Here is a 16,079-nt window from a genome sequence, read left to right as displayed (position 1 = left end):
CTTTCGATTCTCGTCCGTTCAGGTCCAATCGACTCATTTTTTCGCAGGCAATGTAACCGATATTGTCCTCCGGAGTCGATTCCGGCTCCGACGGTCCTTGACTCGAAAGCCGCCCCATCAGACAAGAGTCCCGCAGACGGTTCCCCTCGGGGATCAAAAGGGAACGTGGAGGTCCGGTCAATCTGGCCGGTCCAAGCCGCGGCTGCCCCCGCAACTGTAGCCGGCGAGCGCTTCGACCGGAGGCCACTGGAGGCAGGGAACTGCCGCCGGGAAGGCGGATGGAGCGCGAAGACCCGGCGAGCCAGGAGACCTGCCGTCAGCATCGTCGCCCGCTTCGGTCCGGGGTGTGTCCGGGGCACGGTCTTCCGTTCGGTGACGAGACGTGACATCACCGGCCTTTGGAAGGCCCGAGGAGGCAGACATGAGTGAGAAGATCCCCGCCACCGTCATCACCGGATTTCTCGGTGCCGGCAAGACCAGCATGATCCGGCACCTGGTGGAGAACAATGGCGGCCGCCGCTTCGCCTTCATCATCAACGAATTCGGCGATCTCGGCGTCGACCGCGAGCTGCTGACCGGCTGCGGCATCGAGGGCTGCAGCGACGAGGACGTGATCGAGCTCGCCAACGGCTGCATCTGCTGCACGGTCGCGGACGATTTCCTGCCGACCATCGAGGCGATCCTCGCCCGCCCGGACAAGCCCGACCACATCATCATCGAGACCTCCGGCCTCGCCCTGCCGAAGCCGCTGGTCAAGGCCTTCGCCTGGCCGGAAGTGCGCACCCGCACCACCGTCGACGGTGTCATCGCGGTGATCGACGCCGCCGCCGTCTCCGAGGGCCGTTTCGCCGACGATCACGACGCGGTGCAGGGCCAGCGCGAGGCCGACGAGTCGCTCGACCATGAGAGTCCGCTGGAGGAGCTGTTCGAGGAACAGCTGCAGTGCGCCGACATGGTGGTGCTGAACAAGACCGACCTGCTCGACGAGACCAGTCTCTCGAAAGTGCGGGAGACCGTCCTTCCCTATCTCCGGGGCGGCGTGAAGACCGTCGCCAGCGCACACGGCCAGCTCGGCGCGGAAATCCTGCTCGGCCTCGGCGCCGCGGCGGAGGACGATCTCGACAGCCGGCCCTCGCACCATGACGACGGCCACGAGCACGACCATGACGATTTCGACAGCTTCGTGCTGCCGCTCGCGTCCGTCGAGGACGTCGAGGCGCTGGAGGAGCGCATCGTCGCCGCCGTGCGCGACCACGACATCCTCCGCGTGAAGGGCTTCCTTGACATCCCGGGCAAGCCGATGCGCCAGGTGATCCAAGGTGTCGGCCCGCGCATCCAGCGCTATTTCGACCGCGACTGGAAGGGCGGGGAGACGCGGGAATCCCGCCTCGTCGTGATCGGCCATCACGGGCTCGACCGCGCCGCCATCGCCGCCGCCATCGCCGGGTAACAGACCCGGCCTCTCCTCAGCGGAGGCCCCATGCATCTTCTGGCGGCAACACCCGGCACGGTCACCGACGGCAGCGAGGCGGTCGATCTCGGCCAGACGCCGGGCGACATCCTGATCCTGAGCGCGGCGGACACCGAACTCTCCTGCCTCGCCCAGGGCTATGCGCAGGTGACGGCCGGCCATGACGGCCCGTTCCCGAGCCTGCGTCTCGCCAATCTCATGCAACTCGGCCACAACCTCTCCGTCGATCTCTATGTCGAGGAGATGGTTGCGCACGCCAAACTCGTCGTCGCGCGGGTGATCGGCGGCACCGGCTACTGGCCCTACGGCGTCGAGCAGCTCTCGGCCTTCTGCCGCCGCAAGAAGATCCCGCTCGCCTTCCTGCCCGGAGACGACCAGCCGGACCCGGACCTGAGCGGGCACGGCACGCTCGATACCGCCGCCTGCCAGCGGCTCTGGCGCTACCTGATCGAGGGCGGGATCGGCAACGCGGCGGAGGCCGTCCGCTATGCCGCGAGCCTGATCGGAACGGAAACCGACTGGCGCGAGCCTGCACCGCTGCCGAAGGCGGGATACTACCTCGCGGGCCGCAACCATCCGTCGCTGGAGGAAGTGCTCGCCGCCTCCGCGCCGGACGCGATCCCGGCGCCGATCGCCTTCTACCGGGCGCTGGTGCAAGCGGGGAACACGGCGCCCGTCGACGCGCTCGTCGAGGCGATGCGCGCGGAGGGCCTCGCGCCGGTGCCGCTCTATGTCTCCAGCCTGAAGGACCCGGTCTCTGCCGACCTGATCCGGGATGCGATCGAAGGCGCACCGCCGGGCGTGATCCTGAACGCCACCGGCTTCGCCGTCTCCAAACCGGGCGCGCCCGGCGGCGCAACACCGTTCGATCCGGCCGACTGCACCGTGCTGCAGGTGATCTTCTCCGGCGGCAACCGCGAGGGCTGGGAAACGTCCACCGCCGGTCTCTCCGCCCGCGACATCGCCATGAACGTGGCCCTCCCGGAGGTGGACGGACGGGTGCTCGCCCGTGCCGTCTCCTTCAAGGCCGAGGCGCGGCGGGACGCGGCGACGGAATGTTCCATCGTCACCTACGCCCCGGTCCCGGACCGCATCGCCTTCACCGCGAAGCTCGCGGCGGGCTGGGCGAAGCTGCGTGCGACGACGGCCAAAGAGCGCCGGATCGCGCTGGTGCTGGCGAACTATCCGAACCGGGACGGCCGGCTCGGCAATGGCGTCGGGCTCGACACGCCGGCGGGAACCATCAACGTGCTCCGCGCCATGAGCGATGCCGGTTACGGCGTCCGCGACATGCCGATCAACGGCGACGCCCTGATCGGCCGCATGTCCTCCGGCCCGACCAACGATCTCTCCGACCGCGCCGGCCGCAAAGGGGGCGCCACGCTCTCTCTCGATGCCTACAAGGCGGCTTACGCGAGCCTACCCGAGAAGGTCCGGAGCGATATCGAAGATCGCTGGGGAGCGCCTGAGAGCGATCCCTTCGTCGTCGGCGACACCTTCCGGCTCTCCGTGCTCACACTCGGCAATGTGGTCGTCGGGATCCAGCCGGCGCGCGGTTACAATATCGATCCGACCGAGACCTACCACTCCCCGGACCTAGTTCCGCCGCACGGCTACCTCGCCTTCTACATCTGGCTGCGCCACGAATTCGGCGCCCATGCCGTCATCCATATGGGCAAGCATGGCAACATGGAATGGCTGCCGGGCAAGGCGCTGGCGCTTTCGGAAGAGTGCTACCCGGAAGCCGTCTTCGGCCCGGTGCCGCATCTCTATCCCTTCATCGTCAACGATCCGGGCGAGGGCACGCAGGCGAAGCGCCGGTCGGCCGCCGTCATCGTCGACCACCTGACCCCGCCGCTGACCCGCGCCGAGAGCTACGGCCCGCTGAAGGAGCTGGAGGGGCTGGTCGACGAATATTACCAGGCCGCCGGGGTCGATCCGCGCCGCCTGAAGCTGCTCTCGGAGCAGATCCTGGAGAAGATGGCCGCCATCGGCCTCGACAAGGATCTCGGCCTCATTGCCACCGACGACGCGGCGGAAAAGCTGAACCGGCTCGACGGCTATCTCTGCGAGCTGAAGGAACTGCAGATCCGCGACGGGCTGCACATCTTCGGCGTCGCACCGGAAGGGCGGCTGCTGGACGATCTGCTGACGGCGCTGGTTCGCGTGCCGCGGGCACAGGGCGAAGGCGGCGACGCCTCGCTGCAGCGCGCGCTCGCCCGCGATCTCGGACTCGAGGTGGCCGGCGAACCGTTCGACCCGCTGGCAGCCGACATGGCCGAGGACTGGGCCGGCGACAGGCCGGAAGCGCTCGCTGCGATCGACGAGTCCCCCTGGCGCAGTCACGGCGATACGGTCGAGCGGCTCGAACTGCTGGCCCACGCGCTTGTCGCCGGGAACGCCGACCCGGAGCCGGCCTGGGAGCGCACGCGCGCCGTGCTGGACGCGGTCGACGCGCATCTCCGCCCGACCGTCACGAGCTGCGGCGATGCCGAACTGGACGGCCTCCTGAAGGGCCTCGCCGGCCGCTTCGTCGCCCCCGGCTCCTCCGGCGCGCCGACGCGGGGGCGGCCGGACGTGCTGCCGACCGGCCGCAACTTCTATTCCGTCGATACCCGCGCAGTTCCGACCCCGGCGGCCTGGCAGCTCGGCTGGAAATCCGCCGCGCTGCTGCTGGAACGCTACCGGCAGGAGAACGGCACCTGGCCCGAAAGGCTCGCCCTTTCCGCCTGGGGCACAGCGAACATGCGCACCGGCGGCGACGATATCGCCCAGGCCCTAGCGCTGATGGGCGTCCGGCCGGAATGGGACGTCGCCAGCGGCCGCGTCACCGGCTTCGAGATCCTGCCGACTTCGGTACTCGACCGCCCGCGCGTCGATGTCACCTTCCGCGTCTCAGGCTTCTTCCGCGACGCCTTCCCGTTCCAGATCGACCTGCTCGACAGTGCCGCCCGCGCCGTCGCGAAGCTCGACGAGACGCCGGCCGAGAACCCGCTCGCCGCCCGCTACCGCGCCGATGCGGCCGCCTTTGAGGAGGCCGGCGCCAGCCGCGAAGCCGCCGAGAAGCAGGCCGGCTACCGGGTGTTCGGCTCCAAGCCCGGTGCCTACGGGGCTGGCCTGCAGGCGATGATCGACGAGCAGCTCTGGGAGAGCGAGGAGGATCTCGCGAAGGCCTATGTCGCCTGGGGTGGATACGCCTACGGCAAGGGCGCCGAGGGCGAGGCCGCGCACGCGCTCTTCGAATCCCGGCTGAAGGATGTGGAGCTGGTCCTGCACAACCAGGACAACCGCGAGCACGATCTGCTCGACAGCGACGACTATTACCAGTTCGAGGGCGGCATCACCGCCGCGATCCGGCACCTCTCCGGCAGCCAGCCGAAGGTCTATCACAACGACCATTCGCGGCCCGAGAGCCCGCGCATCCGCTCGCTCGACGAGGAGATCGCGCGGGTGGTGCGGGCGCGCGTCGTGAACCCGAAATGGATCGCGGGCGTGATGCGGCACGGTTACAAGGGCGCCTTCGAGATGGCGGCGACGGTCGATTACATGTTCGCCTTCGCCGCCACCGCGCGCTGCGTCGGCGATCATCATTTCGACGCCGTGTTCGATGCCTATCTGGACGATCCGGAAGTGCGCGAATTTCTCGAGCGGCACAATCCGGCGGCGCTGAAGGAGATGGCGGCGCGACTGAAGGAAGCGCTCGACCGCGGACTCTGGCGCCCGCGCCGGAACGCAGTGCACGGGGAATTGACGGCGCTCGCCGGTTGACCCCGATGGGTTCCGGGGTGCCATGATGAGGGACATGGGAGAGAGATCATGAGCGACGACATCACCGGCAGCGAGATCGATCCGGAAAAGGCCGCCCGTCACGCCGAGAAAATGGCGAAGAAGAAGGCCGCCCGGAACAAGATCATGGCGACCAAGACCGAGACCGGCGGGCTGCTGATCGTCCATACCGGAAAGGGCAAGGGCAAGAGCACCGCCGCTTTCGGCATGGTCTGCCGCGCCATCGGCCACGGCATGAATGTCGGCGTCGTGCAGTTCGTCAAAGGCAAGTGGGAAACCGGCGAGCGCAAGATCCTCGAGGCCTTCGCCGACCAGGTCTTCATCCGCACCATGGGCGAGGGTTTCACCTGGGACACCCAGGACCTCAACCGCGACATCGCCGCCGCCCGCGCCGCCTGGGAACAGGCGAAGGAGCTGATGGCGGACCCGAAGATCAACATGGTGCTGCTGGACGAGCTCAACATCGTCCTGCGCTACGATTACCTGCCGCTGGAGGAGGTGCTGGAGACGCTCAGGAACAAGCGCCCAGACCTGCATGTCATCGTCACCGGCCGCAACGCCAAGGAAGAGCTGATCGAGGCCGCCCATCTCGTCACCGAGATGACGCAGATCAAGCATCCCTTCCGCTCGGGCTTCAAGGCGCAGGCCGGGATCGAGTTCTAATCGAGAGACAGCGGTTCCGGCTCAGGCCGGCACGTAGATCGCGTGGTTTCCGGGCAGGCCGCGCAGGCCGAAATCGCCGAGATGGCGGGCGCCCTGCTCCAGGCCTTCCACGAAGCTTTCAGACATCAGGATCGGCTCGTCCAGCGTCCGGCACTTGGCGCCGAGCCGGGCGGCGAGATTGACGTCCTTGCCGATCACCGTGAAGTCGAGCCGTTCGCCGGAGCCAACATTGCCGAAGGCGACGTCGCCGTGATGCAGGGCGATCCCGGCCCGCACTTCGACATCCTCGCCCCAGCGTGAGGTGTCGAGCGCCGCGAGCCGCTTTTGGCCCTCGATCGCGGCCTCGAGCGCGCCGCCCCGGCACATATGGCATTCACCGCATCCGCTCGCGTCCTGGAAGATCGCCAGCACGCCGTCACCGGTGAATTTCAGCACCTCCCCGCCGCGCTCAAGGATCGGGGGAATGATGCAGTCGTAATAGGCGTCGAGCAGCTCGACCGTCTGCAGATCGCCGAGCCGGTCGGAAAGCAGCGTGTAGTTGCGCATGTCGGCGACCAGGATCGCCGCCTGCATTCGGTTGACGGTGCCGCGCCGGACCTCACCCGCGAGAATGCGTCCGCCCGGCTCGCGGCCGACATACATCGCCAGCACATCGTCCATGCTGCGGTAGATGGTCATAAGCTCGAGCACGATCTTCGCCGTCGGCATGACCTCGCGCAGCAGGGCAAGATCGCGTTTCGAGAAGCCCTCCGCTTCCCGGCTGGCGAAGGTGAGCGCGTTCTGCATTCCGTTGGCGAAGATGATCGGCACGCAGACATAGTCGGTGTAGCCGAGCGCCAGCAGGTCTTTCAGGATCGGGAACTCGGCCGCGCTCTTCGCGTCGATCCGACGGTGCAGCCAGCTTTTCGTCTCGTGCACGAGACGGAGCGGGCTCTCCTGATAGAGTTGCGCATTGCCCGGCGCGTAATGCCAGGGTTTTACCTCTGTCTGCTGCCCCATGCGCCATTCGCAATGCACGCCCTCCCTGATCGCATGCAGGGCCATCAGGATCGCGGTGCCGCGTTCGACGGGCACGCCTGCAAGCGCGAGGCGATGGCAGAACTCGCCCCAGAGCGTTCCGAGGTCGAGTTGATTGCGTGATGCCTGCAGAAGCCAGTCCGCGATCTCACGCGCGGTCAGGGAATCCTCAACCGAGAGGATCGAGGACGGGGCGGAAAGAGGCTGCGTTTTCGTCGGCATCCGCGGGAAATAGGGTGCCGCGGCGCCCGGCGCAAGTGCTACCGGTCAGGCCAGGTCGGAAAGCTCGATGATTGTCCCCGCCGGAATGGTGCGCGCCGCGCGTCTGCCGACGATCATTTCCGCCTTCGCGGGAGGGATCCCGGTTCCGGGGCGCAGGAAGGCGAGATCCGCCATGGCGATCTCCGCACCCGCCGCGATCTCGCGCCGCGAGGCGACGCTGCGGCGGGCGACCAGTGCCACCTTGCGCTCCGCCGCGGTCGGCTGTTTCAGACCCGTGCCGATGGCGGATTCGGTGATGCGGATATTCTCCACCATCCGCTTCAGCGCGGCCGGATCGAGCGAGGCCCTGTGATCCGGGCCCGGCAGGGAGGTATCGATGGTGAAATGCTTCTCCACGATGGACGCGCCCCGGGCGACGGCGGCGATCGTCACGGTATCGCCGAGCGTATGGTCGGACCAGCCGACCGGCAGACCGAAGGCGGTCCGCATGGTATCCATCGCCGCGAGATTGGCGTCAGCCGGGTCCGCCGGATAATCGCTGACGCAATGCAGCAGCGAGATATCCGCCGCTCCGCTCTCCTTCAGCCAGAAGAGCGCCTGACCGACTTCTTCCAGGTCGGCCATGCCTGTCGACATGATCACCGGAAGCCCGGCCTCACCGATAGCGCGGACAAGTTCGGGATTGGTGATTTCGCCGGAGGGGATCTTGAGGCGTCCGACGCCGAGCGTGAGGAGATGCGCGAGGCTCTCCGGATCGAAGGCCGTCGACATGAACTCGATGCCCTTGGCAGCCGCAAACTCGGCGAGTTCGGCGAAGGCCTCGAGGGACAGCTCGAGCTCTGCCAGCATGTCGAGCTGGGAGCGGTCGCTGCCGGTATTGGTTTTCTGGTACTCCGCCATGGGCGCATTAGCCGCGACCAGCCCCCCGGCGGAAAAGGTCTGGAACTTGACCGCGTCGGCGCCGGCATCGACCGCGATCTCGACCAGTTGCCGGGCAAGCGCGAGATCGCCGTTATGGTTCACACCGGCTTCGGCGATGACGAAGGTGCGCCGGCCGTCAGATCCTTGGGTCATTCGAACTCACAGTATCGTTTCGCCGGGCGCACGCTTGCGGATAAAGGACGCCGGAACCCCGGCCCAGAATTCGCCCGCCCCAGCATCATCCTTCAGGAAACCGCCACCGCCCAGAACCGCGCCGTCTCCGAGCGTCCGTCCGTGCGACACCGAGGCGCCGATGCCAATATAAGCACCGCCACCGATTCGGCACCCACCGCCGACGGTCACTCCGGGAGCCAGAGCCGCGCCACGGCCGAGCCAGCAATCATGGTCGAGGATCGCGCCGGTATTAAGGACGCAGAAATCACCGATCTCGCTGCCCGCATTGACGTAGACGCCGGGCATCAGGACGCTGCCTTCGCCGACTGTCACATCCGGCGATACGGTGGCGGACGGCGCCACGACGGCCGGAAAGCTGGAAAAGCCCGCGGCCTTAAAGCGCGCCACCGCTGCGGCGCGGTGCTGCCATTCGCCGAGCCCGAATACCACCGCGTCGCCGCCCCCCTCGGCGAGGAACACTTCCTCGGCCACGACGGGCCGGTCGAGAAACCGGGTGCCGGCCGCCGGCGCACGGTCGATGAAGGAGGCGATCTCGAAGCGGTCGCCGGCCGCAATCATGGAGGTGATGACTTTCGCATGTCCTCCGCAGCCGACGATATGGACCGGTGTCCGCGACATGCCCGTCCCCCCTCTGATCCCTCTACACACTCGCTCTACGCGGCGGCTTCCATATCGTCAAGAATGCGCCTCAGTCCCTCTCGATATGTCGGATAGGCGAGCTCGACGCCGAGTTCGGTCCTGATCCGGCCCGTGTCCAGCCGCTTACACTCGGCATAGAACGACCGGGCCATCGGGGAGAGCTCCGCGCTGTTGTAGGGAATCGGCGCCGGCGGTTCCATGCCCAGCAGTTCGGCCGCGTAGCAGATGACGTCCCCGCTCGCACAGGCCTCGTCGTCGGCGACGTTGTAGATCCGCCCATGCGACGGCCGCGCCATCGAGGCCATCAGGATCGTGCCGATATCGTCGACATGGATGCGGTTGAAGACCTGCCCCGGCTTGTTGATGATCCTCGCGGTTCCCGCGCGGAGCTGCTCGAGGGCGTTCCGGCCCGGCCCATAGATCCCGGAAAGACGGAAGACCTGCACCGAAACGCCAGTCCCGTCGAAGGCCGATACCCAGGCCCGCTCCGCGGCCAGCCGCCGCGCGCCCCGGACCGATCCGGGGTTCGGTTCGTCATCTTCATGAACGATCGCACCCTGCCGGTCCCCATAGACCGCGGGGGTCGAGAGATAGCCGACCCACTGCAGGTTCGGGAGCGACCGCAGATCGGCTTCGTGGAAACGGAGTATCGGATCGCCATGCTCTCCCGGTGGGATCGAGGCGACGATGTGGGTGACGTTCGCGAGAATCTCCGCCGCCCGTTCCATCGGAGCAAGACCGGAGAAAGCATGCACCGGAATGCCCTCGCCTTCACGGTCCGGACTTTCGACATGCCGCCTTGTGCCCGCGGCCGCCCAGGACAGCTCTTGCACCCTTCGTGCGAGACGTGCGCAGGTAAACCCGAGCCCGAAGCAGAACAGCGAGCCTTTCGGCAAAGAGTTGAATTCGTCCATCTGGCCCTGCATTCCGCCAACCGTGCCGTACCTGGAGAAGTCCGGGAGTCCCGGAGAAATTCAGCAATGCGGCTACTGCCTAGCCGGGAGCCGGTGGAGACACAAGCGCGCAGAGTTCATGCAGCGCTTCCGGATTGTGCGACAGCTTGGGCGGAGTCGGCTTTACGCGGCGGGAAACAGGATAAAATTTCTTGATCTGGCGCGTGGCAAACGTGGTAGGACACAGGCTTCCTGCGCCTCCGGAAAATGCAAGGCCTTCATGTTCAAGTATCCCGCGCACATCGATATCGATTTCTCGAAATTCGCGCCCGAAACTTCCGACCTGCAGACACGCTACGGTCTGCCCCAGGACGTGCAGTTCTGCAGCCGCTGCGTGATCTCCAACCAGCGCCCGAACTCGAGCGTCGAGTTCAAGCACACGAAGGAGAGCCGCAAGCAGACCATCGCGCTCGATGAGGAAGGCGTCTGCGATGCCTGCCGTGTCGCCGAACAGAAACATGGCGCGATCGACTGGGATGCCCGCGAACAGGAACTGGTCGCGCTCTGCGACGAATATCGCAGCAAGGACGGCAAATATGACTGCCTCCTCCCCGGCTCGGGCGGCAAGGACAGCTTCTACGCGGCCCATATCCTGAAAACCAAGTACGGCATGCATCCGCTCACCGCCACCTGGGCGCCGCACATTCACACTGACTGGGGCTGGAAGAATTTCGAGGCCTGGATCCATGCCGGCTTCGACAACTATCTCTGCACCCCGAACGGCCGGGTACACCGGCTGCTGACGCGGCTCGCGGTGGAGAATCTCTACCACCCGTTCCAACCGTTCATTCTCGGGCAGAAGAACCTGGCGCCGAAGCTCGCCGAACAGTTTGACATTCCGCTCGTATTCTACGGCGAGAACGAGGCCGAGTACGGCAATCCGAAGAGCGACGTGGTCTCGCCGATCCGCTCGAACACCTATTATGCGTCGAAGGATTTCGACAACATCTATCTCGGCGGTGTCTCGCTGACCGAGCTGCAGGAAGATTTCGGGCTCGAGGAGCAGGATTTCATCCCCTATATGCCCGCAGATCCGGACCGGCTCGAGGATGTCGGGGTCTCGGTGCACTATCTGGGTTACTATCTGAAGTGGCACCCGCAGAGCGCCTACTATTACGCCGTCGAACATGGCGGTTTCCAGGCCTCGCCGGAACGGACGCCGGGCACCTACAGCAAGTACAACAGCATCGACGACAAGATCGACGACCTGCACTATTTCTGCACCCATGTGAAATTCGGCATCGGCCGGGCGACCTACGACGCGGCGCAGGAAATCCGCTCCCGCGACATTCTGCGCGAAGAGGGCGTGGCGCTGGTCAAGCGCTTCGACGGCGAATATCCGGACCGCTTCGAGGCGGACAATTTCGCCTATATGAGCATCCCCGAGAAAGAATTCCCTGTCGCCTCGAAGAATTTCGAACAGAAGGAAATGACCAAGGAATATTTCCTGCATCTGGCGGACCGCTTCCGCTCGCCGCATCTCTGGCAGCGCGCGGAGGACGGGTCCTGGTCCCTGCGCCGCACCGTCTGGCAGCAAAACTGACCTCGGAAGAACGGAAGCAGCAGCCGTGCGCCCCATCCGCCTCATTGCGCGCCTGGACATCAAGGGCCCGAACCTGATCAAGGGGATCCACCTCGAGGGTCTCCGGGTCATCGGCGACCCGCAGCTCTATGCCCAGCGTTATTACGAGCAGGGGATCGACGAGATCATCTACATGGACTCGGTCGCAAGCCTCTACGGGCGCAACAACCTGACCGATATCCTCGAACATACGGCGCGCCACGTTTTCGTGCCGATCACGGTCGGCGGCGGGGTGCGCTCCGTCGAGGATGCCCGCAAGCTGCTCCGCTCGGGGGCGGACAAGGTAGCGATCAACACGGCGGCGATCGCCCGCCCGGCGCTGCTAACCGAGATCGCCGAGGAGTTCGGCAGCCAGGCGGTGGTTCTTTCCGTGGAGGCGAAGCGCCTCGGCAATGGTGGCTGGGAAGCCTATACCGACAACGGGCGGGAACATACCGGGCGCGATGCGATCGAGTGGATCCGCGAGGCCGAGGAGCTTGGCGCGGGAGAGCTGCTACTGACCTCAATCGACCAGGAAGGCACCCGGAAGGGCTTCGACATCGACTTGGTCCGCACAGTTGCGGACCGTGTCAGCATTCCGGTCATCGCCTCCGGGGGCATGGGTTCTGTCGACGATCTGGCAAAGGCGGTGCTACAGGGCCATGCCGACGCCATCGCGATGGCCGATATCCTGCACTACGACCGGATGACCATCGCCGAAATCCGGGAACAGGCCCTCTCACGTGAGATTCCGATCCGGGAGATCGCAAAGGCATGAGCAGTCCCAAGGTCACGGTGCTCGATTTCGGGATCGGCAATCTCTTCAGCGTCTGCCGTGCTGTCGAGAAATGCGGCGCAGATGTCGAGCTTGTCGACACCTGTCCGCGGGCCGACCAGGTCGAGCGGCTGATCCTGCCCGGCGTCGGCGCCTTCGCCAAATGCCTCGCGGCGATGCGGCGCTACGGCGCGGTCGATCTGGCACGGGAATTCGCGGAGACCGGCCGCCCTATGCTCGGCATCTGCGTCGGCATGCAGGCGCTGTTCGAGATCGGTGAGGAATTCGGCGAACATCCCGGAATCGGGCTAATCCCGGGCAGAGTTCAGAAACTCGCTCCGGCCCCCGGAGAAAACGCCTTCAAGCTTCCGCATATCGGCTGGGCACCGCTGGAACGGCCGGCGCCTGACAGGTGGGACGGAACCCCGCTAAGGTCGGTCTTGCCGGGTGAATATGCCTATTTCGTGCACAGCTTCCACGGCATGCCCGAACACCCCTCGGCTATCCTGGCGACCACGCATTATGGATCGACGAGGGTGACCGCTGCGGTTGCGCATGAAAACGTCACCGGCGTCCAGTTCCATCCGGAGCGGAGCGGACCGGTGGGCCTCCGGATTCTGAAACAGTTCATCGCCGGATGAGAAACCGGGCGCGACCCGTCGCCCAGCAGCCTCAATCCGTCGGCGTCACGAGAAACAGCGAGTCGCCGATCTTCTCGGCTTCCGCATTAAGCCCTAGGCCAGTCGCCTTCAGAATATTCGACAAGCGCAACTTAAACTCTGTTGTATCCAGGTCGATCTTCTTGCGCTGATAGTCTGTGCGCCGGAAACCATGTTTCAGCCGCCCGCCTTCCCTGAAGATGCTGCACGCGACCGGCTCGGGAGCAATCTGTTCTATGCCGTGAAAAACACCGCCCGTCGCCAGGCGTTCGTCCAGACCCGAGATATGCTGGCGCAGGATTGCGCCCTTCTCAGCGTGGATGGCCGCGACGAAAGCCTCACGATCCGCGATCCCGGCGGCGACGGCTCCGAACAGATTCTCAAGGTCACGGTATACCGGCGTTACCAGATTGGAGAGAAAGATCGACTCAACCCAGTTGGTGAAAGAGGCGTAGGCCGCGACCGGAACGCCCAGCACCATCGCCTCCGTTCCGGTCGTACAGGTATTGTGAATGAAGAAATCGGCCCCGAGCATCCAGGGAACGGCAGAGCCCTCGAACACGACGTGAATGCGCTCCTCGCCGGCCAAGGCCTCCTTCCAAGTTGCCATGTTCTCCGCCGGATGCGGGCGCAGCACGATCCGGTGCCCGGGAAAGCGGTCCCGCAGTGCCCGGATCATGACCTGGAAGGCCGCCATATTCCTCGCTTCCAGCTCCAGGAAATCCTTGAAGAACTTGGCGTCCTCCGGGTCATTCCGATAGGCGTAGCCAACCCTCTCGCAGGTATCGATGAAGTCTTCGGGCGCGCCGTAAACCGTGTTCACGAAGCCGAAGTTCGTGTTGATCAGGATGTAACGGCCGTACCGTTCCCGGTATTGTACGGCATCCCCCTCGAACGCCCGGGTGAACTGCTTTCGCAGCAGATCGAACCGGGGATTGCCGGTAATCACGAACCGCTCATGATGGTCAGGGAAAGCCTCTTCGTAGATGTCGTGCTGATTCTGGCCCTGCTGAAAGAACCTGTCGATCAGCGGCAGGGACTCCTCGGATACTTCCTTCAGGACAAAGCGCTTGGCAGCGATTGCGGTGACTTCCTCGTCGATCGCGGCAACGCGGTGGCCATATTTCCTCGCCAGTCCCATCCAGTTTGCCTGGATTCTGTTCAGGCCTTTGAAGAACACGACGCCTGGTGTGAGATTGTAGAGGTTATGGACCATCAGCCACTGCTGGCCGATCACCACGCGATACCCCCGATTGACTGCAGCCACGAGAAGAAGCAGCCGCGCATTCAGCTCGCGTGCGGATTCTTCAATCGGCAGATAAAGATGTTTGTAGCTCCGCGGAGATTCACTGCTCACGTCAATTACCTGTCAGACCCGATCCCAGTATCGAATACGCCGGCGGGCCGACCGCCGGACCAAGGCCGGAGGTTTATCAAAATTCAATCCGAAAAGTCTCGGAAATACTCACGGATTTAAGTCACGACAGCAAACGCACTCGGTAATCGGGAAGCAACCGAAGGCGGTGGCAATTTACCAAGGGGTTTCCGCACCGCCCCTGCCTAGTCGACCGGGGCAATGACGAAGAGCGAGTCGCCGATCTTTTCGGCTTTTGCCATGAAGCCAAGTCCCGTTGCCTTCAGCAGATTGGTGATACGCTTGTTCAACTCGGCGGTATCGAGATCGATCTTCTTGCGCTGGTAGTCGGTTCGCCGCACCTGCGTTGTCAGACGGGTTCCGTTCCGGAAAAGACTTCCTGATACCGGTTCTATCGGAAGCTGATCGATGCCGCGAAAGATCCCGGACATGGCATACCGCTCGTCCAGACCTGAAATGTGCGAACGCAGTATTTCGCCCTTCTCGGAATGCATGGCGGCGACGAAGGCCTCACGATCCGCTATTCCCGCGGCAACGGCTCCGAAGAGACTCTCCATGTCCCGATGCACAGGTGTCACCAGATTGGACAGGAAGATCGCTTCGACCCAGTTGGTGAACGGCGCATAGGCTGCGACCGGGACACCGAGCACCATCGCCTCCGTTCCGGTCGTACAGGTGTTGTGCACGAAGAAATCGGCCCCCAGCATCCAGGGAACCGCAGAGCCTTCGAACACGACGTGTATGCGTTCCTCGCCTTGAAGTTCATCCCGCCAGGTCGTTACATTCTCGGCGGGATGCGGCCGCAGAATAATCTGGTGTTCCGGGAACCGGTCTCGAAGCCCCCGGATCATGCGCTTGAAGCCGGCGAGGTTTTCCGTCTCGAGCTGGAGGAAGTCCCGGAGAAACTTGTTGTCCTCCGGATCGTTGTGGTCGACATAGCCGACCTCCCCGCAGATGCGCTCGAAGTCCGCAGGCTGCCCCCATGCGGTGTTCACATATCCAAAGTTCGTATTGATCAGAATGTAGCGGCCATAGCGCTCACGATACTGCATGGCATCGGACAAGAACGCTTCGGTGAACTCTTTCCTCAGCAGATCGAACCTCGGATTTCCCGTGATCTCGAACCGGTTCTTGTGCTCCGGAAAGGCCCGTTCATAGATCTCGTACTGATTGGGACCCTGGAGAAAAAACCGGTCGACCAGAGGCAGGGACTCCGGCCAAACCTCTTTCAGGACGAACCGTTCGTCAGCAATTGCCGTCACCTCTTCGTCGATCGCGACGACCTTGTGCCCGTATTTCTTCGCGATCCTCATCCAGTTGCACTGAATTCGGTTCGTCCCTTTGAAGAAAACCACGCCCGGCGCGAGGTTGTAGAGATTGTGCGCCAAAAGCCATTGCTGACCGATGACCACGCGATAGCCTTTGCTGATCGCCGCGATAACGAGCAGAAGACGCGCATTCAACTCCCGCGCGGATTCCTCGATCGGAAGATAGAGATGCTTGTAGCTCTGATGAGAATCACTGCTCACGTCGATTTCCTGCCAGACTGCGGCTGTTTTCGAACCTGAACCGGAAAGCGCCGGCATGATGGCCCGGATTCGGGAAAGTCCGCGCCTCGGTCTTACTTCATGCCGAGGCGCTTGATGCGTCGGACGTTGTAATAGAAATCGTCCGTCATGGGGTCCGGCAGCTTGCCGGCCTTGAAGGCCGTCACCAGATCGCGCACCGCATCCTCGATCGAATGCTGCGGACGGAAGCCGAGCTTCTCCGCGATCTTGTCCGAATTGATATGGTAGGACCGGTTGTCGTCGCTCGGCGTCGTGACGATCTCGATATCGCCGA

At 64.4% G+C, this 16,079-nt stretch carries 12 protein-coding genes, 1 pseudogene and 1 riboswitch; of the genes and pseudogenes, 6 read left to right on the top strand and 7 right to left on the bottom strand.

Features of this window, described 5'->3' with window-relative positions:
* Window positions 1–120 precede the first annotated feature (120 nt).
* Window positions 121–332: riboswitch (cobalamin riboswitch) on the top strand.
* An 89-nt stretch (window positions 333–421) separates the two neighbouring features.
* Genes cobW through cobO form a run of 3 tightly spaced genes read left to right on the top strand, consistent with a single transcriptional unit; the run spans window position 422 to window position 5,920 of the window.
* Complete coding sequence (cobW, locus tag IG122_RS22050; RefSeq protein ID WP_193188730.1) at window positions 422–1,450, top strand: cobalamin biosynthesis protein CobW; 1,029 nt, start codon at window positions 422–424, stop codon at window positions 1,448–1,450.
* Between the two features lie 30 nt (window positions 1,451–1,480).
* Window positions 1,481–5,239 (top strand): cobaltochelatase subunit CobN, encoded by a 3,759-nt coding sequence (gene cobN / locus IG122_RS22045; RefSeq protein ID WP_193188729.1) that lies wholly within the window; start codon window positions 1,481–1,483, stop codon window positions 5,237–5,239.
* A gap of 48 nt (window positions 5,240–5,287) precedes the next feature.
* Window positions 5,288–5,920 carry a cob(I)yrinic acid a,c-diamide adenosyltransferase gene (cobO, locus tag IG122_RS22040; RefSeq protein ID WP_193188728.1) on the top strand — a complete coding sequence of 211 codons (633 nt, stop codon included), beginning with the start codon at window positions 5,288–5,290 and terminating at the stop codon, window positions 5,918–5,920.
* Between the two features lie 21 nt (window positions 5,921–5,941).
* On the opposite strand, the gene IG122_RS22035 is transcribed toward cobO, so the two are convergent.
* Genes IG122_RS22035 through IG122_RS22020 form a run of 4 tightly spaced genes read right to left on the bottom strand, consistent with a single transcriptional unit; the run spans window position 5,942 to window position 9,828 of the window.
* The gene (locus IG122_RS22035; protein ID WP_193188727.1) at window positions 5,942–7,159 is read right to left on the bottom strand and encodes an adenylate/guanylate cyclase domain-containing protein; all 1,218 of its coding nucleotides are present in this window, start codon (window positions 7,157–7,159) and stop codon (window positions 5,942–5,944) included.
* 45 nt (window positions 7,160–7,204) lie between these two features.
* Window positions 7,205–8,233, bottom strand: a complete 1,029-nt coding sequence (neuB, locus tag IG122_RS22030; protein WP_193188726.1) for an N-acetylneuraminate synthase — start codon at window positions 8,231–8,233, stop codon at window positions 7,205–7,207.
* 6 nt (window positions 8,234–8,239) lie between these two features.
* Window positions 8,240–8,893 (bottom strand): NeuD/PglB/VioB family sugar acetyltransferase, encoded by a 654-nt coding sequence (locus IG122_RS22025; protein ID WP_193188725.1) that lies wholly within the window; start codon window positions 8,891–8,893, stop codon window positions 8,240–8,242.
* A 35-nt stretch (window positions 8,894–8,928) separates the two neighbouring features.
* Window positions 8,929–9,828 (bottom strand): SDR family oxidoreductase, encoded by a 900-nt coding sequence (locus IG122_RS22020; protein WP_193188723.1) that lies wholly within the window; start codon window positions 9,826–9,828, stop codon window positions 8,929–8,931.
* 259 nt (window positions 9,829–10,087) lie between these two features.
* On the opposite strand from IG122_RS22020, the gene IG122_RS22015 reads away from it, so the two are divergent.
* From IG122_RS22015 to hisH, 3 genes are read left to right on the top strand one after another with little or no spacing between them, the layout of a single operon-like run.
* Entirely contained in the window at window positions 10,088–11,410 is a 1,323-nt protein-coding gene (locus tag IG122_RS22015) for an N-acetyl sugar amidotransferase (protein ID WP_193188721.1), read from the top strand.
* Between the two features lie 25 nt (window positions 11,411–11,435).
* Window positions 11,436–12,206 (top strand): imidazole glycerol phosphate synthase subunit HisF, encoded by a 771-nt coding sequence (gene hisF / locus IG122_RS22010; protein WP_193188719.1) that lies wholly within the window; start codon window positions 11,436–11,438, stop codon window positions 12,204–12,206.
* The gene (gene hisH, locus IG122_RS22005) at window positions 12,203–12,844 is read left to right on the top strand and encodes an imidazole glycerol phosphate synthase subunit HisH (protein ID WP_193188717.1); all 642 of its coding nucleotides are present in this window, start codon (window positions 12,203–12,205) and stop codon (window positions 12,842–12,844) included. Before hisF ends, hisH begins: the two co-directional genes overlap by 4 nt.
* Window positions 12,845–12,875: 31 nt before the next feature.
* On the opposite strand, the gene IG122_RS22000 is transcribed toward hisH, so the two are convergent.
* From IG122_RS22000 to IG122_RS21990, 3 genes and pseudogenes are all read right to left on the bottom strand, one after another.
* The gene (locus IG122_RS22000) at window positions 12,876–14,219 is read right to left on the bottom strand and encodes a surface carbohydrate biosynthesis protein (protein ID WP_193188715.1); all 1,344 of its coding nucleotides are present in this window, start codon (window positions 14,217–14,219) and stop codon (window positions 12,876–12,878) included.
* Window positions 14,220–14,422: 203 nt separating this feature from the next.
* Entirely contained in the window at window positions 14,423–15,766 is a 1,344-nt protein-coding gene (locus tag IG122_RS21995; RefSeq protein ID WP_193188713.1) for a surface carbohydrate biosynthesis protein, read from the bottom strand.
* Window positions 15,767–15,858: 92 nt separating this feature from the next.
* Window positions 15,859–16,079, bottom strand: a pseudogene (locus tag IG122_RS21990) (SDR family NAD-dependent epimerase/dehydratase); the annotation flags it as partial.

The sequence above is a fragment of the Nisaea sediminum genome (assembly GCF_014904705.1).
GTDB lineage: Bacteria > Pseudomonadota > Alphaproteobacteria > Thalassobaculales > Thalassobaculaceae > Nisaea > Nisaea sediminum.
Note: the sequence above shows the minus strand (reverse complement) of the source record. Positions and strands in the feature narration are given on the sequence as shown.

Coding starts and splice junctions, on each gene's coding strand:
- cobW (WP_193188730.1), top strand. CDS start 422: ATGAGTGAGAAGATCCCCGCCACCGTCATCACCGGATTTCTCGGTGCC.
- cobN (WP_193188729.1), top strand. CDS start 1,481: ATGCATCTTCTGGCGGCAACACCCGGCACGGTCACCGACGGCAGCGAG.
- cobO (WP_193188728.1), top strand. CDS start 5,288: ATGAGCGACGACATCACCGGCAGCGAGATCGATCCGGAAAAGGCCGCC.
- IG122_RS22035 (WP_193188727.1), bottom strand. CDS start 7,159: ATGCCGACGAAAACGCAGCCTCTTTCCGCCCCGTCCTCGATCCTCTCG.
- neuB (WP_193188726.1), bottom strand. CDS start 8,233: ATGACCCAAGGATCTGACGGCCGGCGCACCTTCGTCATCGCCGAAGCC.
- IG122_RS22025 (WP_193188725.1), bottom strand. CDS start 8,893: ATGTCGCGGACACCGGTCCATATCGTCGGCTGCGGAGGACATGCGAAA.
- IG122_RS22020 (WP_193188723.1), bottom strand. CDS start 9,828: ATGGACGAATTCAACTCTTTGCCGAAAGGCTCGCTGTTCTGCTTCGGG.
- IG122_RS22015 (WP_193188721.1), top strand. CDS start 10,088: ATGTTCAAGTATCCCGCGCACATCGATATCGATTTCTCGAAATTCGCG.
- hisH (WP_193188717.1), top strand. CDS start 12,203: ATGAGCAGTCCCAAGGTCACGGTGCTCGATTTCGGGATCGGCAATCTC.